The sequence below is a fragment of the Flavobacterium sp. UBA2787 genome (genome assembly GCA_002352205.1).
Lineage (GTDB): Bacteria > Bacteroidota > Bacteroidia > Flavobacteriales > Flavobacteriaceae > Flavobacterium.
The window spans coordinates 55699-81647 of record DEHZ01000005.1; the positions used below are offsets into that span (position 1 = coordinate 55699).

The window sequence follows — 25949 nt, forward strand, 5'->3', positions numbered from 1 at the left end:
AATTAAACAATTATGTACAAATTTAATTTGAAGCAAATGATATGCTTCTTTTCAATGCTTTTTTTAAGCCAAATTTCCTTTTCACAAACTGAAAATACAACAAAAGACAGTCTGTATATCGAAGAAGTTTTAACCAAAACCGAAAAACCAAAAGTACTTCACGCAGAGCCACTTTACATCGATTTAATTCGTGATTTAGGAGCCAGAAAAGGTGAAAAAGAATGGAACGTTGGTTTTGGAATTACCGACAACAATGAATACGATGAATATTTAGCATTGGTAGAATATGAATGGGCTCCGATTGACCGTTTGGGTTTAGAAGTCGAATTGCCTTTTACGATTTATCCATCCAACAAAAACGGGATGGCTCCGGGAAGTAAGCTTAACAGTGTAAAACTTGCCGCTCAGTATTCATTTTATGTCTCTGAAAAACAAAAAACTTCGTTAGCAATTGGTTACATTCACGAATTTGAAATGAATGAATTTGATAATTACCATAATGGAAGATTATTTGTTGGAAATGTTTACAATCCGTTTTTTGTAGCAGCAAAACGTTGGGGAAATAATTTTCACACTCTACTTTACACCGGCCCTGCTTTTATTCATCATTTTGAAGATAATTCAACACACACCAACTGGCAAATTAACAGCAATTTTCATTATATGATTCCGGGAACGCGAAATTTTATTGGTGTTGAATTCAATAAAGAAGTCACTAAAACCGATTTTGATATGACGATTCGTCCGCAAATGCGAGTTGGAATTGCAGATAATTTATTGATTGGAATTGTAACCGGAATTCCGATTAGTAGGGAAAACGAACGATTTAGTACATTTTTTAGGTTGATTTATGAACCTGGACATTAAAATAAAGGCTCCTTTCGGGAGCCTTACTTATTAAAAATAAAATATAATGTTTCCGGCAATAATTCCAAGGTTTCCCTTTAGTTTTCCATCGGCTACAAGAGCAACTTCATCTTGCTTGTTGAGATTATTCAAAATATTGGTTACGCCATATTGATAACTCAAACTCAAACGAATATTTTCAAAACCACCGGAAATTCCGGCGTAAACATTAAAATTTATCGGGTTGATGTCTTCAATGTCTTGAACACGAAGCAATTCATTACCAACAATAAAATTATTTTCATCGGAACTGTTGAACTTTAATTTACTGTTCACTTGCAATACAGGACCAAAATCTAATGAAACCGGACCTCCTCCTATTTTGTAACATAATAATAAATGTACTTGAACAGCCATCATTTTTAAATCGACTTCTTTTTGAGAAATTCCTGAAAATGTTTCAATAGCAAATTTATTTTCGGAGAAACTCATTCCGTAAATCATCGAAAAATTGTTGTAGTAATTTCCACGCATAGACAGTCCGCCTGTCCAACTCGTGCCGGGTTTTATATTAAAATTATCTGTATACAAATCGGTTTGGTTTATCCCTAAACTAATACCAATATGGTTATAATCACCTTTACCATATTGAGCCGAAATTGTGCTTGTAAAACCAAGTAAAACTAATGCTAAAAAATATCTTTTCATTAATAGTGAATTAAGTTGTAACAAACGTACGAGAAATTTCGTATCATTACATATAACCTAAAAACTATTTTTCTATGTTTACTTACATTTTTATTGCTATTGCAGTTTTGTTACTGTTAGCCTCATTTTTTACCGTTAAACAACAATCGGCTGCGGTGATTGAACGTTTTGGAAAATTCAGTAGCACCAGACAATCCGGTTTACAACTTAAAATCCCTGTGATAGATAGAGTTGCCGGACGATTAAATTTGAGAATTCAACAATTGGATGTTATCATCGAAACGAAAACGAAAGACAACGTATTCGTAAAAATGAAAGTTTCTGTTCAGTTTAAAGTGATTCAGGAAAAAGTGTATGAAGCTTTTTATAAATTAGAATATCCGCACGATCAAATCACTTCGTATGTATTTGACGTGGTTCGTGCCGAAGTTCCAAAATTAAAATTAGATGATGTTTTTGAGCGTAAAGATGATATTGCAGTTGCAGTAAAACGTGAGTTAAACGAAGCGATGACTACTTATGGTTACGACATCATTAACACGTTGATTACCGATATTGATCCGGATATTCAAGTGAAAAATGCGATGAACAGAATCAACGCTGCCGACCGTGAAAAAACAGCTGCAGAATATGAAGCAGAAGCAGGAAGAATCAGAATTGTAGCCAAAGCAAAAGCGGAAGCCGAAAGTAAAAGACTTCAAGGTCAAGGTATTGCCGATCAACGAAGAGAAATTGCAAGAGGTTTGGTAGAAAGTGTGGATGTGTTGAATCGCGTTGGAATTAATTCGCAAGAAGCATCTGCTTTAATTGTCGTAACTCAGCATTATGATACATTACAAGCAATTGGTGCCGATACAAATTCTAACCTAATCTTATTACCAAATTCACCACAAGCCGGAAGTGATATGCTAAACAATATGGTAGCCAGTTTTACCGCCAGTAACCAAGTTGGTGAAGCGATGAAAAAAGGTGCTATTAAAAAAGCAAATAAAAAAAGTGCTCCTAAAGATGAATTCGGTACGACCGAAGAAGATGAAGAATAAAATGAGAGAGACCTTCGGGTCTCTTTTTTTTGTTATAATTGGACACAGATTTGAAAGCTAAATTTAATGGAACACGGATTTGGCAAATTTGAGAAATCTTAGTATTGAAAAATTATTTTCTCACAGAAAACACGGAAAACGCAGAAATTTTCGTTTTTGTTTTCTTAAGGATGAAAAAACGGTTAGAAATTCATCAAAAACGAATTAGAAACGTTTAAATTCACTTTCATTGAGCAAAGCATAAAATCACATTGCCTTTTATTTTTTCTTTCTAAAAAAAGCTCTAAAAAAGCCATTTTTGATTGTTTTTGATAATAGAAATTTCAAATCGATAGAAATTAGTAATAATAGAAAAAGCCACAATAATTTGTGGCTTTTATAGTTTTTGGTTATTGTAGTAAATTATTCCTTCGCTTCCACTTTTGCCCAAGTATCTCTCAAGCCAACCGTTTTGTTAAAAACTAATTTTTCTGCAGTAGAATCTTTATCCACACAAAAATAGCCTAATCGTTGAAATTGAAATTTATCTTCGGATTGAGCAGTTTGTAAACTTGGTTCAACATATCCGGTGATCACTTCTAATGAATTTGGGTTGATGTAATTTTTAAAATCTACTTCTTTGTCTCCATCCGGATTTTCATGCGTAAATAATCGGTCATAAATACGAACTTCTGCTTCCACGGCATGCGGAACAGAAACCCAATGAATCGTTCCTTTTACCTTGCGTTGACTGGCTTCTGTGCCACTACCCGACTTAGAATCAACATCATATGAAGCGTGAATTTCGGTGATATTTCCATCAGCATCTTTGATCACATTTTCACCTTTGATGATGTACGCATTTTTCAAACGCACTTCTGTTCCCAACGTTAAACGGAAAAATTTCTTATTGGCTTCTTCTTGAAAATCTTCTCTTTCGATGTATAATTCTTTTGAAAAAGGTACTTTTCTATACGTCAAAATTTCTTCTTCCGGATTATTTTCAGCATCCAACCATTCTTCTTGACCATCAGGATAATTGGTAATGACTAATTTTATCGGATTCAAAACAGCCATCACACGAGGAGCGGTTTTATTCAAATCTTCGCGAACGCAGAATTCTAAAAGTGAAACATCAATTAAATTGGTTCGTTTAGCAATACCAATTGTTTTGGCAAAATTCCGAATGGAAGTCGGCGTGTAACCTCTTCTTCTCATCCCCGAAATTGTACTCATTCTAGGATCATCCCAAGCGGTTACGTGACCTTCTTGAACCAATTGAAGTAACTTTCGTTTACTTACAACCGTATGTGAAAGGTTTCTTCTCGCAAATTCTCGTTGTTTCGGTCGAACTTTATTCGCATCATAAATTTGATCTAAAAACCAATCGTATAATTCTCTGTGTGGTAAAAATTCCAGCGTACAAAGTGAATGCGAAATTCCTTCGATATAATCACTTTCGCCGTGAGCCCAGTCGTACATTGGATAAATACACCAATTGTCGCCTGTTCTATGGTGATGTTTATGTAAAATTCGATACATCAACGGATCACGCATCAACATATTTGTTGAAGCCATGTCAATTTTGGCACGTAAAACGTGAGTTCCTTCCGGAAATTCTCCGTTTTTCATACGTTCAAAAAGATCTAAATTCTCTTCAACAGAACGATTTCTGTATGGACTATTTGTGCCTACTTGCGTTGGCGTACCTTTTTGTTTTGCCATTTCTTCCGAAGATTGGCTATCTACGTAGGCTTTGTCTTTTTTTATAAATTCAACTGCCCAATCATACAATTCCTGAAAATAATCAGATGCGTAGCGTTCTTCAGCCCATTGATAGCCAAGCCATTGCACATCGCGTTTGATGGCATCTACATATTCTTGTTCTTCCTTGGCGGGATTGGTATCATCAAAACGCAAATTTACCGGCGATTGATAATCTATTCCTAATCCGAAATTTAAACAAATAGAACTGGCGTGACCCACGTGAAGATATCCGTTTGGTTCCGGCGGAAAACGAAAACGAAGTTTATCCTTGGCAAAACCATTCTTTAAATCTTCTTCGATAATTTGTTCAATAAAATTGAGCGACTTTTCTTCTGACATAATCAATAAAATGAGCGACAAAAATACGGAAAAATTTACCTATTTGCCGTAAATGATTTTTTAAAAAAATTCAACCAAAAAGTTAGTCTGTTTCTAAATAATCGACCAACTGCAATTGTTGTTACGGTTTTCAATACGGGTAATTACGGTTTCCCGCAAACCTGCTTACCGTTCATCGATTTTAATGTTAAATTTACTTAGTCATCTAAATATTTATATACTTTTAGTGAAACAAATTTCAAAAACAGATAGAAACAGAAAACCATTTATCGTTTTTTTCGTAATTAAGTGTAGTGTAGTGCCTATTTAAATTACAAAATAACAACCGATTGCTTTTGGGGTAAAAGCAGTCCGACATAAAGAGTGTTTTATGGTTTGGAAAATTACCCCAAGAAAATTATTCTTTTCTTTTTTGTTTCTGATGTTGCTTAACGGCATCGGAAATGGGTATGCCCAAACAATAGTAATTGGCACACCTTCATTAGGGTTCACTCAAGCTTGTGCTTCACAAGGATTTAACTCATACAATCTTAGTTTTACATTTTTCCCGGTTTCAAATGTTCAGGCGGGAAATCAATTTATTGTGGAACTTTCTGATCCGTCGGGAAATTTTGGAACGGCAACAACTTTAACCACCTCAACCAGCACTACTTCTCCGGTTAATGTTTCGTTTGCAATGCCAACAACGGTTGCCGGAGAAGCATACAGAATTCGAGTTAGAAGTACCGCTCCGGCAGTTACAAGTCCGGTAAGTACTGCTTTTTCAGCTTATTACGCTGTTCACAATCAACCTTTTTCAATTAATAATAATTCGGGAACGGTTTCTTTTTGTGAAGGAGGAAATATAACATTACAAGTTGATAACACAGGAACACCGGCCTCTCCTCTATTCTATTCCGGTTTAACGTATAAATGGTACCGCAATTTTGCTGAAGTTTCAGGAGCAACCGGTCCTTCGTTAACCGTAACACAATCGGGAAATTATTATGCTATTGTGGATTATGGAAGTTGTGTGATGAATTCCTATTCTAATATGGTTTCAGTAAACGTGACCGCTGGAATAAATTTATCGATTTCATCGGCCGGAAATGTCGATTATATTTGTGATGGAACGCCAAGACTTTTAACATCATCTCATCAAAATACAGGTTACCTTTATCAATGGTTTAAAGATAATGTTGCGATTTCGGGAGCAACCGGACCAACTTACAATGCTGCACAAGAAGGAATTTATAAATTAAGAATTACGTTTGGTGGTTGTGTTTTTGAGTCGAATGCCATCTTTTTAGAATTAATTGAATTGGATATCGATTGGAATGTGGATGCGAATGAAGTCATCATTCCGGGTGAACAACTTCAAATTAATTCGGTTAACAATGCGACGACGCCAACCTATCAATGGAGAAAAGATAACGTAGTTATTGCGGGTGCGACTACTGCAAATTACAACGTTACGCAACCCGGAACGTATCAATTAACGGTAACTGAAACACAAGGTTGCACGATTTCTGAACAATTGACAGTTGTAGTTCAATATCCAATTGGGTTTACGGTAACTATCCAAAATTCAGGCGATTATCAATCGTGTAATGTGACTACTTCTACGTTGTCGTTGAGCTCGATTATTGCACAAACTTCTTCCGGAAATGTAACAGTTTCTCTTCCAAATTCAAATTTTTCGTATCAGTGGTTATTGAATAATGCACCAATTGCAGGAGCTACCGGAACAACATATACAGTTAACGATGCAACACAAAACGGATCATATAAACTCCGTGTTACCATTCCAACCTTTGCTCCTATTGAATCAAATGCGATTTCGATTGCTTTGCAACTTCCAACACCCGTTTTAACTGCCGTTGGAAGTTTGTGCGGAACTAACTCAGTTCAATTAAACAGTTCTGTAACCAACAGCATTTTTACTTATAAATGGTATCAAAATAACACGTTAATTACCGGAGCAATTCAACCAAGTTACACAACCAACCAAGCCGGAAATTATCATTTAGTGATTTCGTATGGAGTTTGTTCGGTTACATCAAATACGATAAATTTAGAACAAAACAGTATTACAGCCAATTTGAATTTACCGGCAACATCGATTATCATTCCGGGAGAAACAAAAACCTTAATCGCTACAACCAATGCTGTAAATCCAACTTTTGAATGGTTTAGAAATAACGCAATTATTTCAGGACAAACGGGTTCATCAATTAATGTTACACAAAATGGTGTTTACAAAGTAATTGTTACACAAACAACAGGTTGTAATGCAACGCAAGAAGCTGTTTCGGAATTGGTTTATCCTGATTCATTCAACGTGACAATTGCAGCAAATGCTGGTTATTCTCCTTGTGGAAGTGAGGAGGCGACTTTATCAATTACTAATTTTAATGCAGTTAGTTCATCTGAAACATTATCCATTTTAAATAATTCGTATGGTTATGTTTATGAATGGTTTAAGGATGGAGAATTGGTGCTTTCATCATCTAGTACAACCTACACCGTTCCTTCTTTTTTAGAAAATGGTTTGTATGAATTACGTGTTATCATCCCAACATTTGCACCAATTGAATCAAATGCGATTTCGATTGCTTTGCAATTTGAAACTCCGGTCGTAACCGCGGTTGGAAGTTTGTGTGGAACAAACTCAGTTCAATTAAACAGTTCTGTAACCAACAGTATTTTTACATACAATTGGTATCGAAACAACACCTTAATTACGGGAGCAATTCAACCAAGTTATACCACAAATCAAGAGGGAAATTATCATTTAGTAATTTCGTATGGAGCTTGTACGGTTACATCAAATACGGTGAATTTAGAACTAAACAGCATTACAGCAAGTTTGAATTTACCGGCAATATCGATTATCATTCCGGGAGAAACAAAAACCTTAACTGCAACAACCAATGCGGTGAATCCTTCTTTCGAATGGTTTAGAAATAACGCAATTATTTCGGGACAAACCGGAGCTTCAATCAATGTGACGCAAGATGGCATTTACAAAGTAATCGTTACACAAACAACCGGTTGTGATGCAACACAAGAAGTTGTTGCAGAACTGGTTTATCCTGATTCTTTCAATGTGACAATTGCTGCAAATACAGGTTATTCTCCTTGTGACAGTGACCAAGCAACGTTGTCAATTACAAACTTTAACGCGGTTAGTTCATCTGAAACAATGTCCATTTTAAACAATTCATATGGTTATGTTTATGAATGGTATAAGGACGGAGAATTGGTGCTTTCATCATCCAATACAACCTATAATGTTGCTTCTTATTTAGAAAATGGTTTGTATGAATTACGAGTTACCATACCGGGTTTTAGTACGATTATTTCTAATACTGTTACTATAAAATTAGGCATTTCAGATGATTTTACTTTATCAACCGAAGGTACTTTATGTGAATCGGGTGGGAGTGTAACCTTATCATCAGACATCACCAATACAAATTATATTTTGACATGGTTTTCGATTGAAAATAATACTGAAATCGGAACTGGAAATTCAATTACAGTAACCGAACCCGGAAATTATTTTATGACTATTGATTTTGACGGATGTACCTATTCATCAAACACAATTGCAGTTGAAGTGATTACAACAGACGGAATTACTTTAAATATATCCGATGCGATTACTGTTATTCAAGGCGGTTCAAATGAAGTAATTGCCAGCGGAGTTGATAATTACACTTGGTATTTGAACGATGAAATTATTGCCATCGGAAATTCATTTTCTGTTTCACAAGCCGGAACATACACAATTATCGGAACGATTGGGGATTGTGAATTCACTAAAACATTTACGGTTACTGTAGTTGAAAACACAAGCATTGTTGTGCCAAATGTAATTACGATGAACAACGACGGAATCAATGACTTTTGGTCACTTCCGAACGAATATATTAATAAAGAAGATGTTGAGGTGATTATTTATTCACCAAAAGGAAAAGTAGTTTTCAGAGCGAGAAATTATCAAAATAACTGGCCAAATTCAACTTTAGAATATGCCAAATCAGAACCGGTTTTTTATTATACCATTTCTGAAAACGACGAAATTATTAAAAGAGGGGCCATTACCGTAATCGAATAAAAATGATAAAAAAGTACGTAATCGTTTTAATCATAACAGGATTTGTGTTTGCCGATTTGCAAGCACAAGATGCTCCTGTTTTGACGTTTACGATACCTACGCAAAACACTTTATTGTTGAATCGATTTATGATGAATCCGACTTTTTCGGTTGTTCGTGAAAACGATTCGTACCTCACACTTTACCACAGAAATCAATGGATTCAATTTGATGATTCGCCGGAATTATATATGCTTTCTTATTCAGGTAAACACGGTGAAAGAGCAGGAGTAGGGATTGGAATTTATCAACAGAATTTAGGAATTATTACCAGTTTTGGTGGAGTTGGAAACTATGCTTATCAAATTCCGATTCGTGAAAAAATAAAGTTGACTTTAGGTTTCAACATCGCATATTACAACAGTGGTGTGGACCGAAACAGAGCCGTAACCAACGAACCTGATCCGGCTATTATGGCGTTGCGAAATAATTCGATATTAACAATAAAACCGGGTTTGAATGTAACCTGGGGAAGTTTTGACTTTGGAGTTTATGCCGAAAATTTCGTGGATTATGATTTTAAATCCAGCGAAATGGTTCAGGATTATTCGCAAAAAACGTACACCGGACATGCGATGTATCATCATCAAATGCAAAATCAAGAAGGGTTGTTTGAAAACGGTTTTTTCAGATTAATTGCCCGTGGAAAAATGAATCAGACGGATGATTTTGTGTATGGAGGTTCGGTGATAACCAACTTTCCAAATTTAGGTTGGGTGCAAGCCGGAATTGATGATTTTTTTGGAGTGAATATTGGCGTTGGGGCTCATTTTACCAAAAAATTGTCTTTAGGTTATACGTATGAAAGAGTGATAAATGATGGTTTAGTGAATTTTGGTCCAACGCACGAAATCACACTTTCGTATCGATTTGCAGGAAAAGAGAGCGAAGAAACATACAACAGAAAATCATCAAAAAAAAAGCCTACAGCAGTTGTTAGAAAGCCAAAAGTGTTGAAAAAAACAGAAGAATTTGAAGAAGAATACGAAGAGGATTTTGCCGAAGAAGAATATGAAGATATGGCCGAAGAACCAATTATCATTGAGCCTGCTCCAAAGAAGAAAAAATCGGTTTTGAAAAAGAAAAAACCATCAAAAGCGATTGCTGAAGTTGAAGAGGAAGAAGAATATGATGAAGATGAAACAATGAAATCCTACAACAAAGACATCGAAATTGAAAAATTAAAAATGACGTTGGACGAAAATAATTTAAAACTATTAGAAATCATTGTCAAACAAGATTCGCTTGAAAATATGAAAAAAGCCGATTTTGAAAAACGAATTGAGAATATGATGCAATACATCGAACGATTAGAAGTAACCATTGCCGAAAAAGATTGCAATTGCGATCCGAAAACAACAGTGGTTACAGAAGAAACAACAGTGGAAGCCACAACAAAAACAACTGTAAAAAATGGTGAAACAGTTGTAGTGAAAGGAGATAAAAATGATTTGAACAGCAAATTATCAGCGATGAAATCATCAACTAAAAAAGAAGAAATTAAATTACCATCAACTAAAAATAATTCAAAAAACACTGATTTGGAATCTAAAATTTCCAAACTCAAAAAAGAAGAACCAAAAACAAATACCAATTCAAAATTTTCCCTAACAGATGAAGAAATCAAAGAGTATTATTCCAGACTGACCGACAAAAAAAGAGCTACTGCCAAAAAAGGAAACTATTTGCAGGTAGATAATCAAGAACCCGGATATTACATTATTTCCAATGTTTTTTCTGATCCTGCTTTTGCTGATGATTTTATCAATAAGCTAAAAAAGCGAGGAATTAAAGCCAATTATTTTATTAACCCAAAAAACAATTTCAGGTATGTTTATTTAAAAAAACATTCAGAATGGAGTGAAGCCCTAATCTCCTATTACACGAATGTTGACAACACCTACTTTGATGAAATTTGGATTATGAACATTAACATAAAATAAACACCCCAAAATGAAAACGCCCCAAATACCACAATTAAAAACAATCTTCCTACTCGGTTGTTTTTTGCTAATTAACTTGGCTGCCTATGCCCAGGTTCCCGTTCCTTTTACGGTTCGCTATGAACGAAATTTAAAAGGAGATATGACGTTGATTTCAAACGGAATTGTAAACAGACAAACCAATTCCAACACACCAAATGATCCGTATAATACGGTTGGAAATTCATCGGAGTATAACGATAACCTCAATATGCGATACATAGATATTGATGGTGATCCAAGTACGTTTAGTTCCAGTAGTGCATCATTAATTTTACCGGCTAGTGGATGTAACAAAATTGTTTACGCCGGATTATATTGGTCCGCAACCTATCGTTTTAACAACGGTTTCTCTACTTCTCCGGGAGATGGGGATAACGTTCGTGAAAATGATTTTAACCAAGTGAGATTAAAATTACCTGGTGGAACTTATCAAAATATAACCGGACAATTAATTTTTGATGGATTTACAAATCCCGATTTTATTGCGAATAGTCCGTATTCTTGTTTTGCAGATATTACTTCATTAGTAACAAGTTTAGCCAATCCGGAAGGAGAATATACTGTTGCAAACATTAGAGCTACGCAAGGACAAATAAATGGAGGAGGAGTTTCCGGCGGATGGACAATTTTCTTTGTATATGAAAATCCAACGATGACCGGAAAATTTATTACTGCATATGATGGTTTTGCAGGAGTGCGAGCAACTATTGGTCAAACGGATATTTCTTACTCTGGATTTACCACTTTACCACCGCCGTTTCCGGTAAGAGCAAAATTAGCATCAGCAGCTTTAGAAGGTGATAATAGAATCACGGGAGATCAGTTGTTATTTAGAGCTGACTCAAACGCAACTTTTACCGCTTTGGGAAACACATTAAATGTAACCAACAATTTTTTTAATAGCCGATTAACACTGAATGATACTGATTTTGTAGATAGAGTTCCCAATAGTTTAAATACGTTGGGATATGACGGAGATATTATTACAGTAGCAAATCCGCTCAACAACGTAATTCCGAATAATGAAACTGGGGCAACGCTTCGGATTACCTCAACACAAGATACTTACTTTATGTTCTTCAATGCATTCAATATTGAAGTCATAGAACCGGATATTAAATTAGTAAAAACAGTCGAAGATTTAGCAGGAAACGACATCGGTGGGGCTGATGTCAACCTGGGGCAATTCTTAGATTATGTTGTTACATTTCAAAATGTGGGTAACGATGATGCAACGAATGCAACAATTCGTGACATATTACCAATCAATACCAGTTTTATTTCAGTGGATTTGAGTGGAGCTCCCGGGGTGACTTTCACACACGATCCTGCTTTTGATGAATTGACTTTTACTTTACCGAATAACTTAGTTGAAATAGGCGATCCTGTTTATACTATTCGCATTCGTGTTCAAGTAGCTACAACATGTAGTGAATTGGAGGATGCTTGTTCAAATTTAATTCAGAATCAAGCCTACGCCACTTATCGTGGGGTTTTAAATAACAATTGGATATCAAATGACCCAAGTTTTGCCGGACTAGACAGTTGTGGATTTGGTCAACCGGGTCCGGCGAATTTCTTGGTCGATATCGACGATTGTATTTTTGAAAACGAAGCCTATTTATGTGGTAGTGATATAACGCTTACCGCTGCAAATGGATATGAAACCTATACTTGGTTCAATAGTGCCAATGAAGTAATCGGAAATACACAAACCATTACTGTTTCCAACGTTGGAACCTATACAGTTGTGAATACCGCAACTCCTCCGTGTATTGGAATTACTCAAACTTTCAATGTTTTATTATTTGGAGCAACACAAACCAATCCGGTGATTCCTTTTGCCGATGAGGTGGTGATTTGTCCGAATAATGGAGAACAATTGCCTTATATTTTCTTATGTGGAACGAATGATAGTCAGCTTATTCAAACCGGAATCAGCGATGCAACCAGTATCGTTTGGGAAGTATTGAATGAAACGAGTTGTCCTCCGGTTGGCATTGATACGTGTGCCAATAATAATCCGGCTTGTTCTTGGAACCAAGTAGGAACCGGTGCCAACTTTAATGTAACAACGGCAGGACAATATCGCTTGACAATCAATTACCAAGATGGATGTTTTACTCGTTTTTATTTTAATGTATATACGAATTTATTAGACATTCAATATGTAACAACTAACATACTTTGTAATACGCCGGGAAGCATCACGATTACTAATCTTCCGTCGGACTATCAATTTCAATTAGTTGATCAGATGACCGGAAACATTTTAGTTCCTTACCAAAATAATCCTGTGTTTACAATTTCAGATGCGGGAGTTTATACGGTTCAAGTTACACAAATTGGTGTGACAGATGGTTGTGTATTTGAACTACCAAACATCGGAATTCAAGAGAACAATTTCCAAGTAAATTTGATTCCACAAAACACCAATTGTAATGGTTTTGGAAGTATTCGTGTACAAGCAACAGGAGCACAGCCGCAATATCAATTTAGTATCACCAATCCAATTTCTGCAACAAGCGGATGGGTTGTTGACAACGATTATACCTTCAATAACTTAAATCCGGGAACTTATACGGTTACAGTTGTTACAGAAGATGGTTGTTCATTTACCGGAACAGTGACTATTGAAGATGAAAATAATTTGGCTTTAGTTGCTTCCATTTCTCAAAATATTACTTGTAATCAAGGAAATATTTTAGTCAATCCTTCAGGAGGACAACCACCTTATTCTTTTGCAATCTATAGCTATAATGGAACATTGTTAAATCCAACAGGAGCAGACTACCAAACTAGCGTTATTTTTGACATTGAATTTGGTCAACAAGGAACTTATGTTTTCATTGTTGTAGATGCAAATAATTGTACAGCTTTATCAAATCCTGTAACAATTGAATTAGTTCCAAATGTTCAGTTCACGACAACTGTTCAAAATATAAATTGTTTTGGTCAGAATGACGGATCAATTATCTACAATTTAACTTCATCAAATGGTTTTCAGGTTTCTTATCAATTATTAGATGAAAACGGAAACATCATCAGTACTAACAATTCAGGTATTTTCAACAATTTACCTGCTGGAGACTACACTGTTGTTTTAGTTCAATCACAAGGAAACAGAGTCTGTGAATTCCCAACAGATTTCACAATTACCGAACCAACGCCAATGACTGGTGTTGCTGAGATCACTGAAAATTATACTTGTATTACTAATGCGGGAACGATTAATATTGTTCCGGGTAGTATCACTGGTGGAACTGCTCCGTATCAATTTAGTATTGATGGTGTGAATTTTGTTTCTTCTTCGGAATTTGCAGGTTTAACATCAGGAAATTACACCATCTATATTCAAGATGCGAATGGATGTATTTTTACAACCAATACCATTTCCTTAGTTGCACCTAATCAATTAACCGATTTAACTTTTAATGCAACAGCGTTAACGTGTCCGGCACAAAATGCAACGGTAACAGTAACAACAGTTGGCGGAACAGCTCCGTTTACGTATGAAATAATCGCTCCTGCAGGACAAACCGTGAACAACGGAACTAATCCTGTGTTTACTGGATTAACTGCCGGAACATACACGTTTGAAGTAACTGATAGTAATGGTTGTACATATCAAGAAACTTACACTATTAATCCATTACCAATTATTGATGTAATTGGTCAAACGATTAGCAATGTGGTTTGTTTTGGAGCTTCAAATGGAGCTGTTACTTTTACAGTAACCAACTCAAATCCATACAATTATCAAATCGTAAATAGTTCAAATGCGGTTGTTGCATCAGCAAACAATTCAAATTTATCAACTATTTCGTTAACAGGTTTAACAGCTTCAACTTATACGATAACGATAACAGATACTGTTACCAATTGTACTGACACAACAACTGCTATTGTTGAAGCACCAAGTAGTGCGTTGGCTTTCACATTTGTTGCCAATCAAATCAGTTGTAATTCCAACGGAAGTGTAATCATTACTGCTGCCGGCGGATGGGGAAGTTATCAATACCAACTTACTCAACCAAATGGGGTAGTGGTAGGGCCTCAATCGAATGCCACGTTTACAAATTTAACACAAGCCGGAACTTATACAATTTCGGTAACTGATATAAATGGTTGTGTTGTGAGCAACACATTCAACCTAACTACGCCAACAAATCCTGTTGCTGTAATTGCATCGTCATCCGATTTATGTTTTGACGCTAATGGGGCTACATTAGTAATTGCAGTGACGGGTGGTGTAGTTCCTTATACGTACAGTATCAATGGAAATCCATCACAAAATTCAAACACATTTGCCAATTTAACTCCGGGAAGTTATACGGTAATTGTTACGGATGCCAATGGATGTACCTCATCTGTTTCACAAACCATTCAACCTGAATTAACAGGCGATTTATCGTTAACGAAAGGTTTGGATTGTACGGCATCACCAAATGCTCAAATCTCAGCTGCAATCGCTGGCGGATTAGCTCCGTTTACCTATCAAGTTTCTTTCAACGGGGGAGCTTTTGGATCATCCACGAATGTGGTTGGAACTAACTTTGTGTATTCTACTGCCAATGCCGGAAATTATCAATTTTTGATAACCGACGCACAAGGCTGTACTTTTACAAGTCAAACTATTACTGTTGAACCGTTGACATTACCTGAAATCACTTCTGTTATAGAATTACAAGGAATTTTATGTCACGGAGGAAATGAAGGAGAAATTCAAATCAATACCAATAATGCGGTTGGATTAGCTCCTTTCGTCTTAGAAGTAATCAATACTACAACAGGTGTAAATTACGGAACTCAAACTTCAGGATTAACAGCCGGAAATTATCAAATTACATTAACTGATGCTAATTCGTGTACCGATACAGCATCTATTACATTAACTGAACCTAATCCGATTGTTTTCACAATTGCTACTGTAGATATTACGTGTAACAATCCGGGTGGTACTTCTTATGGTGAAATAATCGTGCAAGGTGTAGCCGGTGGAACAGCTCCATATACTTATATTTTAAATAATAATTTCGGATTTATTGCTTCTTATACTCCGGTAACCAATGAAAATCATTCTTTCCAGATTCTTAATTTCGGAATTTATAATGTTGAAGTTATTGATGCCAACGGATGTGTTTTACTAGTTGATAATATCATCATCGCTTCACCTCCAAGTGATTTGATTATTGATGTTTCTACTTCAACTTCTGATTGTGTGAACGGTGGAACAGCTGTCATTACAGTAACTTCTGCAGTAAGTAGTGGTTCGTATGAGTTTGCGATTTTAGAAACGAATGTTTTACCATATTCAACAAACTATCAACCGTCAGATGTTGGAACTCCGGAAACTTCTACTTTTACAGGATTAGTTCCGGGTGTAACGTACACGTTTGTAGTGCACGATTTAGTAACCGATTGTTATTATTTTAAAACTGCTGATACGCCAATCAACACCCCATCCAATTTAACTTCTGTGTTAGATGTGGTTGGAAATGTGAGTTGTACCGGAAGTAATGATGGTTTTGTGAATTTTACATTTGATAATTATGATGCTACGGCGACGAGTGTATCCTACGAAGTATTTAATTCTCAATCGAATATTTCTACCGGAATTACAGGAACTTCTTCACCATTAGGCGGACCAATTTCTGTAACAAATCTTGGCCCTTTAGCTCCCGGAATTTATTACATTTTATTTACTGAAAATGGAGGAACATTAACCGGATGTAGTAGTGCATCAGTACCATTTACCATCTCTCAATCAACTAATTTATTACAAGTAACTGCGAATGTTACCAGAAACGATAATTGTCAGAACAACAGAGGACGAATTACTGCAACAGGCCAATTTGGAACAGCTCCTTATCAATATCAATTGGTAATTGCCGGTGATCCTGCTCCAACAGTACTAACTTGGGCGGGAAGTGCAACCAATGTTTTCAATGTTGAAGGCGGAAATTATGTAGTTTATATTCGAGATGCCAACGGATGTATTCAATCAGCACCTGTTTTTGTACCGACGGATCCTTCTCCGCAAATTTCAGCTACTGTAACCAATTTATGTACAGCTGTTCAAGGCGATTTCACCATTGAAGTAACGTTAACAACTGCCGGAATTGCTCCTTATACATTTAGTTTAAACGGCGGAACTTTCCAAGCACAAACGGTTCCAACATTCACTTATACCAATTTAAACTCAGGAAATTATTCAATTAGAGTGAGAGATTTTAACGGATGTATTCATACTGTAAACCTTACTATTCCTGCTCCTTTGAATTTAACTCCGGCAATTACGGCTCAAACTTCTTGTGCTAATAACGATGGAATTATTACCGTAACACCTTTCGGCGGAAGCGGAACTTTTACATACGAATTACAAAACAATGTAGGCGGTGTAATTGTAGCGGCTCAAGCTTCTCCAATATTCAACGGATTGGCTTCAGGGAATTATGTGGTGGTAATAAATGATACAACCACAGGCTGTTCAGCTCAAGCTCCAATTGAATTAGAGCCTGCAACTCCTGTAACTTTTACCACTGTTCATAATGATGTAAGTTGTAATGGCGGAAATGACGGAAGTATCACCGTGACTTTACCATCATCCAACGATAATCCGATTTATACGTATGTTTTAACAGATGGTGTAAATGCTCCAATTTCTCAAAACAATGGCGTTTTCACAGGATTAGCGGCTGGAACTTATACGATTACTGTGACTTCTGCCAGAGATTGTTCATTACAAGAAATCATTGTAATTGATGAACCGGCTTTATTAACAGTTGCTGCAATAGCTACCGATTTTGCTTGTGATCCTTCTAATGTGGTTCAAACATCAACCATTACAGCCACTGCTAATTTTGGAACAGCTCCTTATGTTTACAGCATTAACGGAACGAATTTCTTCGCATCCAACACATTTACAATTGTAGATAATGGAAGTGTTCAAAACATTACTGTGACTGTTCGCGATGCTAATAATTGTTTGGCGACAACTGTTGTGAACATTAATCCGTTACCAACCATTACTGCAGTTACTGCAACAACGGTAACGAATTTAACGTGTACAAATGACGGAACCGTTCAAATTAGTGTAACCGGTGGTTCTGGTGATTTCACTTTTGAATTATTACCACTAGGAAGTCAGCCTGCTATCACACCGGGAAGTGGTGTATTTAGTGCCATTTTTACTTTGACTGAGCCAGGAACTTATACTTTCCAAGTAACCGATAATGAAACAGATTGTTATTTTATAACAGCTCCTTACGAAATTGCTCCTTTTGATACCATCGAAGCAACTATAATCAACTCATCTGCAGTAACTTGTTTTGGCGATACAGATGGAACTATAACTGTAAATGTTTTAGGTTATATAGGAAATGTAACCTATGATGTAATTGACATTCAAGGAAATACGGTTGCTTCCGGAAGCGGAAATACAGCCATAAATCCATTCATTGTTTCAGGATTATCGGGTGGAAATTATCAAGTGGTTGTAACAGCTACTGAAACACCTTTCTGTACAGCTATATCCAACTTTGCAGTAGTTTCTTCGCCAAGTGAGCCATTGGTTTTAACAGCGAATGAAACAGCAAATGTGACTTGTACAAATAATTTAGGTGAAATTTTTGCCAATGCAACCGGAGGGTGGGGAACGTATCAATATGAATTGGTAAATAACACGACTGCTACAACCGTTCAACCTTTTGGAGCCAATTCCTTATTTACAGGATTAACTGCCGGAAATTATACAGTTTCAGTACAAGATGCAGGCGGATGTTTAGTAAGTTCAACTGTTATTCTAGTTCAACCGAGTTTAATTTCGGCTAATCTTACTTCTACCAATACTAATTTACTTTGTAATGGTGATACAGATGCTTCTGTAACGGCTGCAAATGTAATCGGAGGACAAGGAACGTATCAATACATTTTGAATACGTATGATTCAACCGGAACAACGATTGTAACTAGTTCAGGCGGACAAACGAGTCCAACTTTTGACGGATTAGGTGCCGGAATTTACAGTATCACCATCACAGACGGATGGAATTGTGACTTCACATCCAACATCATCACCATAACTGAACCAACAAGTGTTATTGCTTCATTAACATTGACTAGTTCATTAACGTGTGAAAATGATGCGGTCATCACTGTTTCTGCTTCGGGTGGAACGGCTCCGTATCAATACAGCACAGACGGAATCACTTTTACTAACACAACGGTTTACAATGTTGGCCCAGGAACGTATCAGTTTTTTGTAAGAGATGCTAACAATTGTGCCGTAGTTCAAACCAATCAAATTACAATCGAAACTATTCCTGATTTAGAATTGAATTTGAATTTAAACAGTGCCAACATCAACTGTTTTGGAGAAAGTACTGCAACCATTATTGCTAACACAACCGGAGGATTAGGAAATTACAGCTATACGCTTTTAGATGGTGCGAATAACATAATTGCCGGTCCACAAAGCAGTGGAATGTTTACCAATCTTCCATCCGGAAATTACATTGTTGAGGTGGATAGTGTGGATTGTAATGCAGTTTCATCACTAATCCAAATCACTGATCCGCAAGAATTGATGATTTCAAACTTAACTGTCAATAATGTTTTATGTAACGGTGGTGAAAACGGAAGTGTTTCCATCCAAACTACAGGAGGAACAGGAACTGTTCAATATGCGATTTCGCCTAACTTAAATCAATTTTTCAATAACGGAACATTCAACAATTTAGCTCCCGGTAATTATGATATTATCGTTCAAGATCAAAACGGATGTTTTATTTTATTGGATATCGAAATCACAGAACCTGCTCCATTAGTCGCGGATGTTGATTTAACCACAGTGGTTCAAAACTTGTGTTTAGGTGATAATGATGGTTCGTTTACCGTTCTAATCACCGGAGGAACAGCTCCGTACTCAACCAGTTTAAATAACCAAGATCCGGGTGCTTTTGTTGAAGGACAATTATCGTTCTCAGGATTAGAAGGCGGAACTGATTATTTCATCTTCGTAAAAGATGCCAATGGTTGTGAAACAATTGCGTATATCTTCTTAGATGCTCCGGTAGAAGTAATTCCTGCCATTGAATCAGTTGTTTATAATTGTACAGGAAATGTACCGGGTAACATCGTAACCGTTTCTGTCAATGCATCAGCAGTTGGAAATGTTCAATATGCTTTAGATGGTGGAACATATCAAGCTTCAAATGTGTTTGTGAATGTTCCAGCCGGAAATCATACTATTTCAGTTCAACACACCAACGGTTGTACCAAAACAGTTGATGTGAATATCGATGATAATCAACCGTTGAGTGCGACTTTATCAAGTGTTCAAAACGTACTTTGTAACGGAGATTCAACAGGAAGTGTAACCATCGACGTAACCGGAGGAACCGGAACAATTGAATATGCGATTTCGCCAAACTTAACCACATTTACAACTAACAATGTGTTTACAAACTTAGCGGCCGGAACGTATGATATTATCGTTAGAGATGGAATTGGTTGTAGTTTAACAGAACAAGTTATCATCACCGAACCGACAGTTGTGACTTCAAGTGTTTCAGCTTTAGTGCAAGAATTATGTACCAATGACGGAAACGCAAGCATCACAATTGCTGTAAATGGTGGCGTTGCTCCTTATTCAACCAGTTTAAATGACCAAACTAATTTTGTAGCCAATCAATTTACTTATGGTAATTTAACAGGCGGACAAACTTATATCATTTTCATTCAAGATGCGAATGGTTGTATTTCATCCATTCCTGTAACGTTAGATGCTCCCGTAACAATTATACCAACGGTTGATATAACGTATTTCTGTACAGGAAATGTCGTTGGAAACACCGTAACTGTTAGTGTAAATTCAGAAGTAGTAAATGATGTGACTTATTCATTAGACGGAGGAACTTACCAAACATCACCAACTTTTACAAATGTTCCGGTTGGAAATCATACGATCTCAGTTCAACACACCAATGGTTGTATTCAAACTGTTAATTTCATTATCGATGACATTCAACCGATAAGTGTTACAATTTCAAATGTTCAAAATGCACTTTGTAACGGTGACTCAACAGGAAGTGTAACGATAAACGGAACAGGAGGAAGCGGAACAATTGAATATGCAATTTCGCCTAACTTAACCACATTTACCACAAACAATGTGTTTACAAATTTAGCTGCGGGAACGTATGACATTATCGTTAGAGATGGAATTGGTTGTAGTTTAACAGAACAAGTTATCATCACCGAACCGACAGTTGTGACTTCAAGTGTTTCCGCTTTAGTGCAAGAATTATGTACCGGTGACGGAAATGCAAGCATCACAATTGCTGTAAATGGCGGAGTTGCTCCTTATTCAACAAGTTTAAATAACCAAAATAATTTTGTTGCGAATCAATTTAACTATTCTAACTTAACAGGTGGACAAACCTATACAATATTCATTCGAGATGCGAATGGTTGTATTTCATCCATCCCGGTAACGTTAGATGCTCCGGTTACTATTAATCCAACGGTTGCTGTAACGTATGTTTGTACAGGAAATGTGGTTGGAAATGCCGTAACAGTTAGTATAAATTCAGCTGTTGAAAATGATGTAACTTACTCATTGGATGGTGGAGCTTTCCAAACATCAGCAACTTTCAACAATGTTGCAGTTGGAAATCATAACATCAGAGTGAGACATTCAAATGGTTGTGAACAACAAGTTCAATTTACAATCACACCTTCAACTCCTGTTCAAGCTGTATTTACTAAAGTAGATGTAACTTGTCATGGTGAATCAACCGGTTCATTCCAAGTTTCAGCCTTTGGTGGAAGCGGACAATTAGAATTTGCAGTTTCTCCAAACTTGACAGATTTTGGTGCAAACCAAACATTTACCAACTTACCTGCCGGAAATTATACGGTTATTGTTAGGGATGAAATTGGTTGTACTACCCAGTTAAACATCACCATTAACGAACCAACTTCATTAGATGCTTCCTTAGTAACCATGTTCCCGGATTTGTGTGCAGGTGACAATGTAGGTGCAATTGAAATTGATATAAATGGCGGAACTGCTCCATATTCAACCAGTTTGAATAATGAAAACAATTATACACCCAACCGTGTTTTGTTTGAAAATTTAGCCGGTGGGCAAACTTATACCATCTATGTGAGAGATGCCAACGGATGTGTAACAACATTGCAAGTTGCAGTTGATGGTGGAATATCAATTTCTCCCGGAGCTGATGTTGTGTATGGTTGTTTAGGCGATTCAGCCTTTAATACCGTAACCATCAAAGTGATGCAAAATGTTGAATCTCAAGTAACGTATTCGTTAGACGGCGGAGCCTATCAAAACGGAAATGTATTTACTAATTTATCAAACGGAAATCATTCGATAACTGTTCTTCATGAGGATGGTTGTTCGGAAACTATCGGATTTACCATTTCAAATTACATTCCGATTACGTTGACTTTAACTGAAACGTATCAAAATCAGTTTACGGCAACAACAACCGGAGGAAGTGGAAATTACACCTACTATCTAAACGGAGTAGACTATGGATACAATAGTGTTTTCCAAATCTTAGCTACCGGAACCTACACGGTGGTTGTGAGAGATGAAAATGGTTGTACTGCCGAAGCTCAGATTTATATTGAGTTTATCGACATTGATATTCCGAACTTCTTTACTCCGAATGATGATGGTGATAACGATACTTGGGTTCCTGAAAATTTAGAAGGATTCCCAAAAGCACGCGTAGAGGTTTTTGACCGCTACGGAAGAATTATTACGCAATTTGGACACAAAGGCGAGTGGGATGGAACCTACAACGGATCACTGTTACCTACCGGTGATTATTGGTACACCATCACGCTAGACGGCGGAAGACAATTTGTTGGAAACGTTACCCTTTACAGATAAAAAAAATAAAAAAATGCCAACTTCAAATTGCCACAAGTTTGGAGTTGGTTTAACCCAAAAACCTACAACCATGAAAAAAATAGCCCCGTTTTTCATTTTGCTAGCTTTTCTAAACGGAAAAGCCCAGGAATTAAACCTACCATCCTTTACGCAATATTTAGCCGATAATCCATTTATAATTTCACCGGTATATGCCGGAATTGGAGACAATGTAAAAATCAGAGCCAACGGATTTACACAATGGGTTGGAATCAAAGATGCACCCGAAAATATGTCGCTTGCTGCCGATATGCGAATTCACGATCAATCAGGAATTGGTTTGTATTTGTACAACGATAAAAACGGAAACACCCGTCAATCGGGAGCAAAAGTGAGTTTTGCCCATCACATTGTAATTGATAAATATGCTGAACAATTTGTTTCGTTTGGTATTTCGTATGCTTTAAATCAGTTTCGAATTGAAATTGAAAATTTCACCGGTCAAGATATGGCAGTTACCGACGACAGAAGATTAACCAATCACAATGTAGATGTTGGTTTTTTGTATCGTAAAAACGGTTTCTACGGCAGTTTTACCGTTGCCAATTTATTAAACAAAAATGTAGATATTTTTAATGACATTGAGCCTCTTGAACTTCGTAATTATCAAGTGTTTTCCGGTTATAAATGGCGAAGTTCATCCAACAGTGATTTTGAAGTGGAACCATCCGGATTTTTTCAATATTTTGAAAGTGATCAAAGATCGACCACCGATTTGAATTTGAAGCTTCGTTTTTATAACTTTGATGATTATTACTGGGCAGGTATTTCCTATCGGTTTTTAAATGATCAATTGTTGGAGCCATTAAATATCGGTCCGATGTTGGGATTAAAAAGAAGTAATTTTTATTTCGCTTATTCCTATCAAATCACGCTCAATAAATTGGTGAATTACAATTCGGGTACGCACATGGTTACGCTTGGTATAGATATTTTCCAAGGCATCAGCAACTGTCCGTGTACTTATTAAAAACAACAAATGGGAACAATTAAATTACAAAACATCCGAACGTTTTCGTTTCATGGGTGTTTGATGGAGGAGAGCAAAATCGGCTCAGATTATTCAATTGATTTGGAAATTAAAACCGATATGCGAAAGTCGGCCACTTCAGATGAATTGCACGACACTGTAGATTATGTTCACTTAAACAAAGTAGTGGTGGAAGAAATGGCCATTCGCTCTAAGTTATTAGAACACGTCGCTCATCGTATCATCAAACGCATTTTTGATGAAATTCCGGCTGTTTCACGAGTAATCGTCTCGGTTTCTAAACTGAATCCGCCTATTGGTGGTGATGTAGAAGCAGTTACGGTGGTGATGGAAGAGTACAGGAGTTAGAAGGTTGCGAGTTGAAAAGTTGCGGGTTACGGGTTTTCTGCGTAAAATTGTCATTCCGAAGAATAAGGAATCTCATAAATTTAGGATTAAGTTTACTTTTAGAAAAAGTTTTTTGAAGTTTAGCTTTTTAACTTTAAACTTTTTATTTACATTTGCCATCCGATTATAAGGCGTCGTGGCCGAGCGGCTAGGCACCGGTCTGCAAAACCGTCTACCCCGGTTCGAATCCGGGCGATGCCTCAAGAAGAGTTACTGAAAAGTAGCTCTTTTTTTTGTTTAAAATTTTTAGAAAAAATTAATTAAAGATAACGCAAAAACCGTCTACTCCGGTTCTCCCGATTGCTATCGGGAGGTCGATGCCTCTGAAACCTTCAAGGAAACTTGCAGGTTTTTTTTATTGTAAATTTTTAGAAAAAATTAATTAAAGATAATGCAAAACCGACTGCTTCGGTTCTCCCGATCGCTTTCGGTAGGGTGAAGCCCCTGAAAGCTTCAAGGAAAATTGGAGGTTTAAATTAGAATTTTAAGTGTACCTTAAGTGGTTAATCAGTAATTATTATCAGAATTGGTGGAATATTAGGCCAAAGAGCATTAATATTTGGATACACTTTGTATTTAATAGCTGCTATTGTAATTATATCTCCTTTTTTTATTCTATTTAATTCATTAAAAGTATACTCATTGATAGTGTTTCCATCTACTATAATAGCGGGCTTTTTTTCCCTTTTAATCACAAAATTTGTTACTTCAAAATTCCAGTCAAATAGAAAATCTTCCATATGAACTGAAATTTTTGCATTTTTAAGCTCTGTTAAATCCATAGTAACATAGCTATTATCACAATTTCTATTATTTATTTTTCCTAAAGGTCGAGGAATGTTTTTTATCCTGAAAACTTGTTCTTCAACCACTTTTGTATCATCTTCCAAAATTATTTCTAATGTAACAACCACTTCATTTCCTTGTCCGGGAGAAATGGAATAATGTCCATTACTAAAAGTTACACCTAATCCAGAAGCGGTAAATGATTTTGCGTTTGGTACAGCAATTGAAATTGGATTTTGAATTCCTCTATAAACTACATTCAATTTATCAACAGAAATTACTCCCAACTTTGGTTTTGAAACTGACGCAGAATCATTTTGTGCCAATAAAAATTGACAAAAAAACAAACAAAGTATAAGTCGAAATTTTTTCATTATTATAATCCTTTTACCTTTCAATTTTCTTCTTAATCATTTCTTTTTCTTCATAAAAAAACTTGAATAAATAAAAAGATTATGTTAAACTCATTTCAAAAATCCTCTACCACGTCTTTTCAAAAGAGGTTTTATCAAACGGTTTGGTGTTTTCTTTGAATAAAGAATCTTGCGTGTTTTTGAGTGATAGTTGATTCTTTTCGCCAAATACTTTTGATAACAAAGCAATTGGGGTGAGGAAAATATAAAATATCAACGAAAGAAGAATGTTAGGCACAATCATGCTGAGTACCCAAGTGAGTTTCATCCAGAGATAATCAATTTTTTCGGCTAAATAATCTGAAAGTAAGCCTAAAACGCCAACAATTAATGAAACATTCAGAGCCCATTTCCATCCGGAAAAGAAATGAATGATTAAAAATCCGACAGCGATAACTAATACCGTTTTGGTTGGATTCGATTTTATTTGTTTTGGATTCATACTATTAAAATAATGTGTAAATAAACGGTGCAATTGCACTACCACCACCAATAACGATGAGTACACCCAAGAGCAATAAAACAACAATAACCGGAATTAGCCAGAATTTTTTTCGCTCTTTCATGAAACCAAGCATGTCTTGTAAAAATGTAAGCAT

At 36.2% G+C, this 25949-nt stretch carries 12 protein-coding genes and 1 tRNA gene; 8 read left to right on the forward strand and 5 right to left on the reverse strand.

The window, feature by feature from the left end; all coding sequences use genetic code 11:
- The first annotated feature begins 12 nt into the window (after window positions 1-12).
- Window positions 13-867 (forward strand): HAEPLYID family protein, encoded by an 855-nt coding sequence (locus tag B4N66_RS04295; protein WP_291092610.1) that lies wholly within the window; start codon window positions 13-15, stop codon window positions 865-867.
- A gap of 30 nt (window positions 868-897) precedes the next feature.
- Here B4N66_RS04295 and B4N66_RS04300 read toward each other — a convergent pair whose 3' ends face one another.
- Window positions 898-1554: a PorT family protein gene (locus tag B4N66_RS04300; protein ID WP_291092611.1), complete on the reverse strand. Its 657-nt coding sequence runs from the start codon at window positions 1552-1554 to the stop codon at window positions 898-900.
- A 74-nt stretch (window positions 1555-1628) separates the two neighbouring features.
- Here B4N66_RS04300 and B4N66_RS04305 point away from each other — a divergent pair, with 74 nt between their 5' ends.
- A complete protein-coding gene (locus tag B4N66_RS04305) occupies window positions 1629-2597 on the forward strand; it encodes an SPFH domain-containing protein (RefSeq protein ID WP_291092612.1) in 969 nt (322 codons plus the stop codon).
- 402 nt (window positions 2598-2999) lie between these two features.
- On the opposite strand, the gene B4N66_RS04310 is transcribed toward B4N66_RS04305, so the two are convergent.
- Window positions 3000-4685: a glutamine--tRNA ligase/YqeY domain fusion protein gene (locus B4N66_RS04310; protein WP_291092980.1), complete on the reverse strand. Its 1686-nt coding sequence runs from the start codon at window positions 4683-4685 to the stop codon at window positions 3000-3002.
- Window positions 4686-5052: 367 nt separating this feature from the next.
- Here B4N66_RS04310 and B4N66_RS04315 point away from each other — a divergent pair, with 367 nt between their 5' ends.
- From B4N66_RS04315 to B4N66_RS04340, 6 genes are all read left to right on the forward strand, one after another.
- Window positions 5053-8784 (forward strand): gliding motility-associated C-terminal domain-containing protein, encoded by a 3732-nt coding sequence (locus B4N66_RS04315; protein ID WP_291092613.1) that lies wholly within the window; start codon window positions 5053-5055, stop codon window positions 8782-8784.
- A gap of 2 nt (window positions 8785-8786) precedes the next feature.
- Entirely contained in the window at window positions 8787-10766 is a 1980-nt protein-coding gene (locus B4N66_RS04320; protein WP_291092614.1) for a PorP/SprF family type IX secretion system membrane protein, read from the forward strand.
- Between the two features lie 10 nt (window positions 10767-10776).
- Window positions 10777-22734: a T9SS type B sorting domain-containing protein gene (locus B4N66_RS04325; RefSeq protein ID WP_291092616.1), complete on the forward strand. Its 11958-nt coding sequence runs from the start codon at window positions 10777-10779 to the stop codon at window positions 22732-22734.
- A 70-nt stretch (window positions 22735-22804) separates the two neighbouring features.
- Window positions 22805-23743 (forward strand): PorP/SprF family type IX secretion system membrane protein, encoded by a 939-nt coding sequence (locus tag B4N66_RS04330; RefSeq protein ID WP_291092617.1) that lies wholly within the window; start codon window positions 22805-22807, stop codon window positions 23741-23743.
- Window positions 23744-23752: 9 nt separating this feature from the next.
- A complete protein-coding gene (gene folB, locus B4N66_RS04335; RefSeq protein ID WP_291092618.1) occupies window positions 23753-24112 on the forward strand; it encodes a dihydroneopterin aldolase in 360 nt (119 codons plus the stop codon).
- A 169-nt stretch (window positions 24113-24281) separates the two neighbouring features.
- Window positions 24282-24352, forward strand: a tRNA-Cys gene (locus B4N66_RS04340).
- A 302-nt stretch (window positions 24353-24654) separates the two neighbouring features.
- On the opposite strand, the gene B4N66_RS04345 is transcribed toward B4N66_RS04340, so the two are convergent.
- The 3 genes from B4N66_RS04345 to B4N66_RS04355 all read right to left on the reverse strand — a co-directional run bounded on the left by B4N66_RS04345 (window position 24655) and on the right by B4N66_RS04355 (window position 25949).
- Window positions 24655-25311, reverse strand: coding sequence for a GldM family protein (locus tag B4N66_RS04345; RefSeq protein WP_291092619.1), 657 nt, complete (start codon window positions 25309-25311; stop codon window positions 24655-24657).
- 106 nt (window positions 25312-25417) lie between these two features.
- A complete protein-coding gene (locus tag B4N66_RS04350) occupies window positions 25418-25792 on the reverse strand; it encodes a hypothetical protein (protein WP_291092620.1) in 375 nt (124 codons plus the stop codon).
- A gap of 4 nt (window positions 25793-25796) precedes the next feature.
- Window positions 25797-25949 (reverse strand): DUF5989 family protein, encoded by a 153-nt coding sequence (locus B4N66_RS04355; protein ID WP_291092621.1) that lies wholly within the window; start codon window positions 25947-25949, stop codon window positions 25797-25799.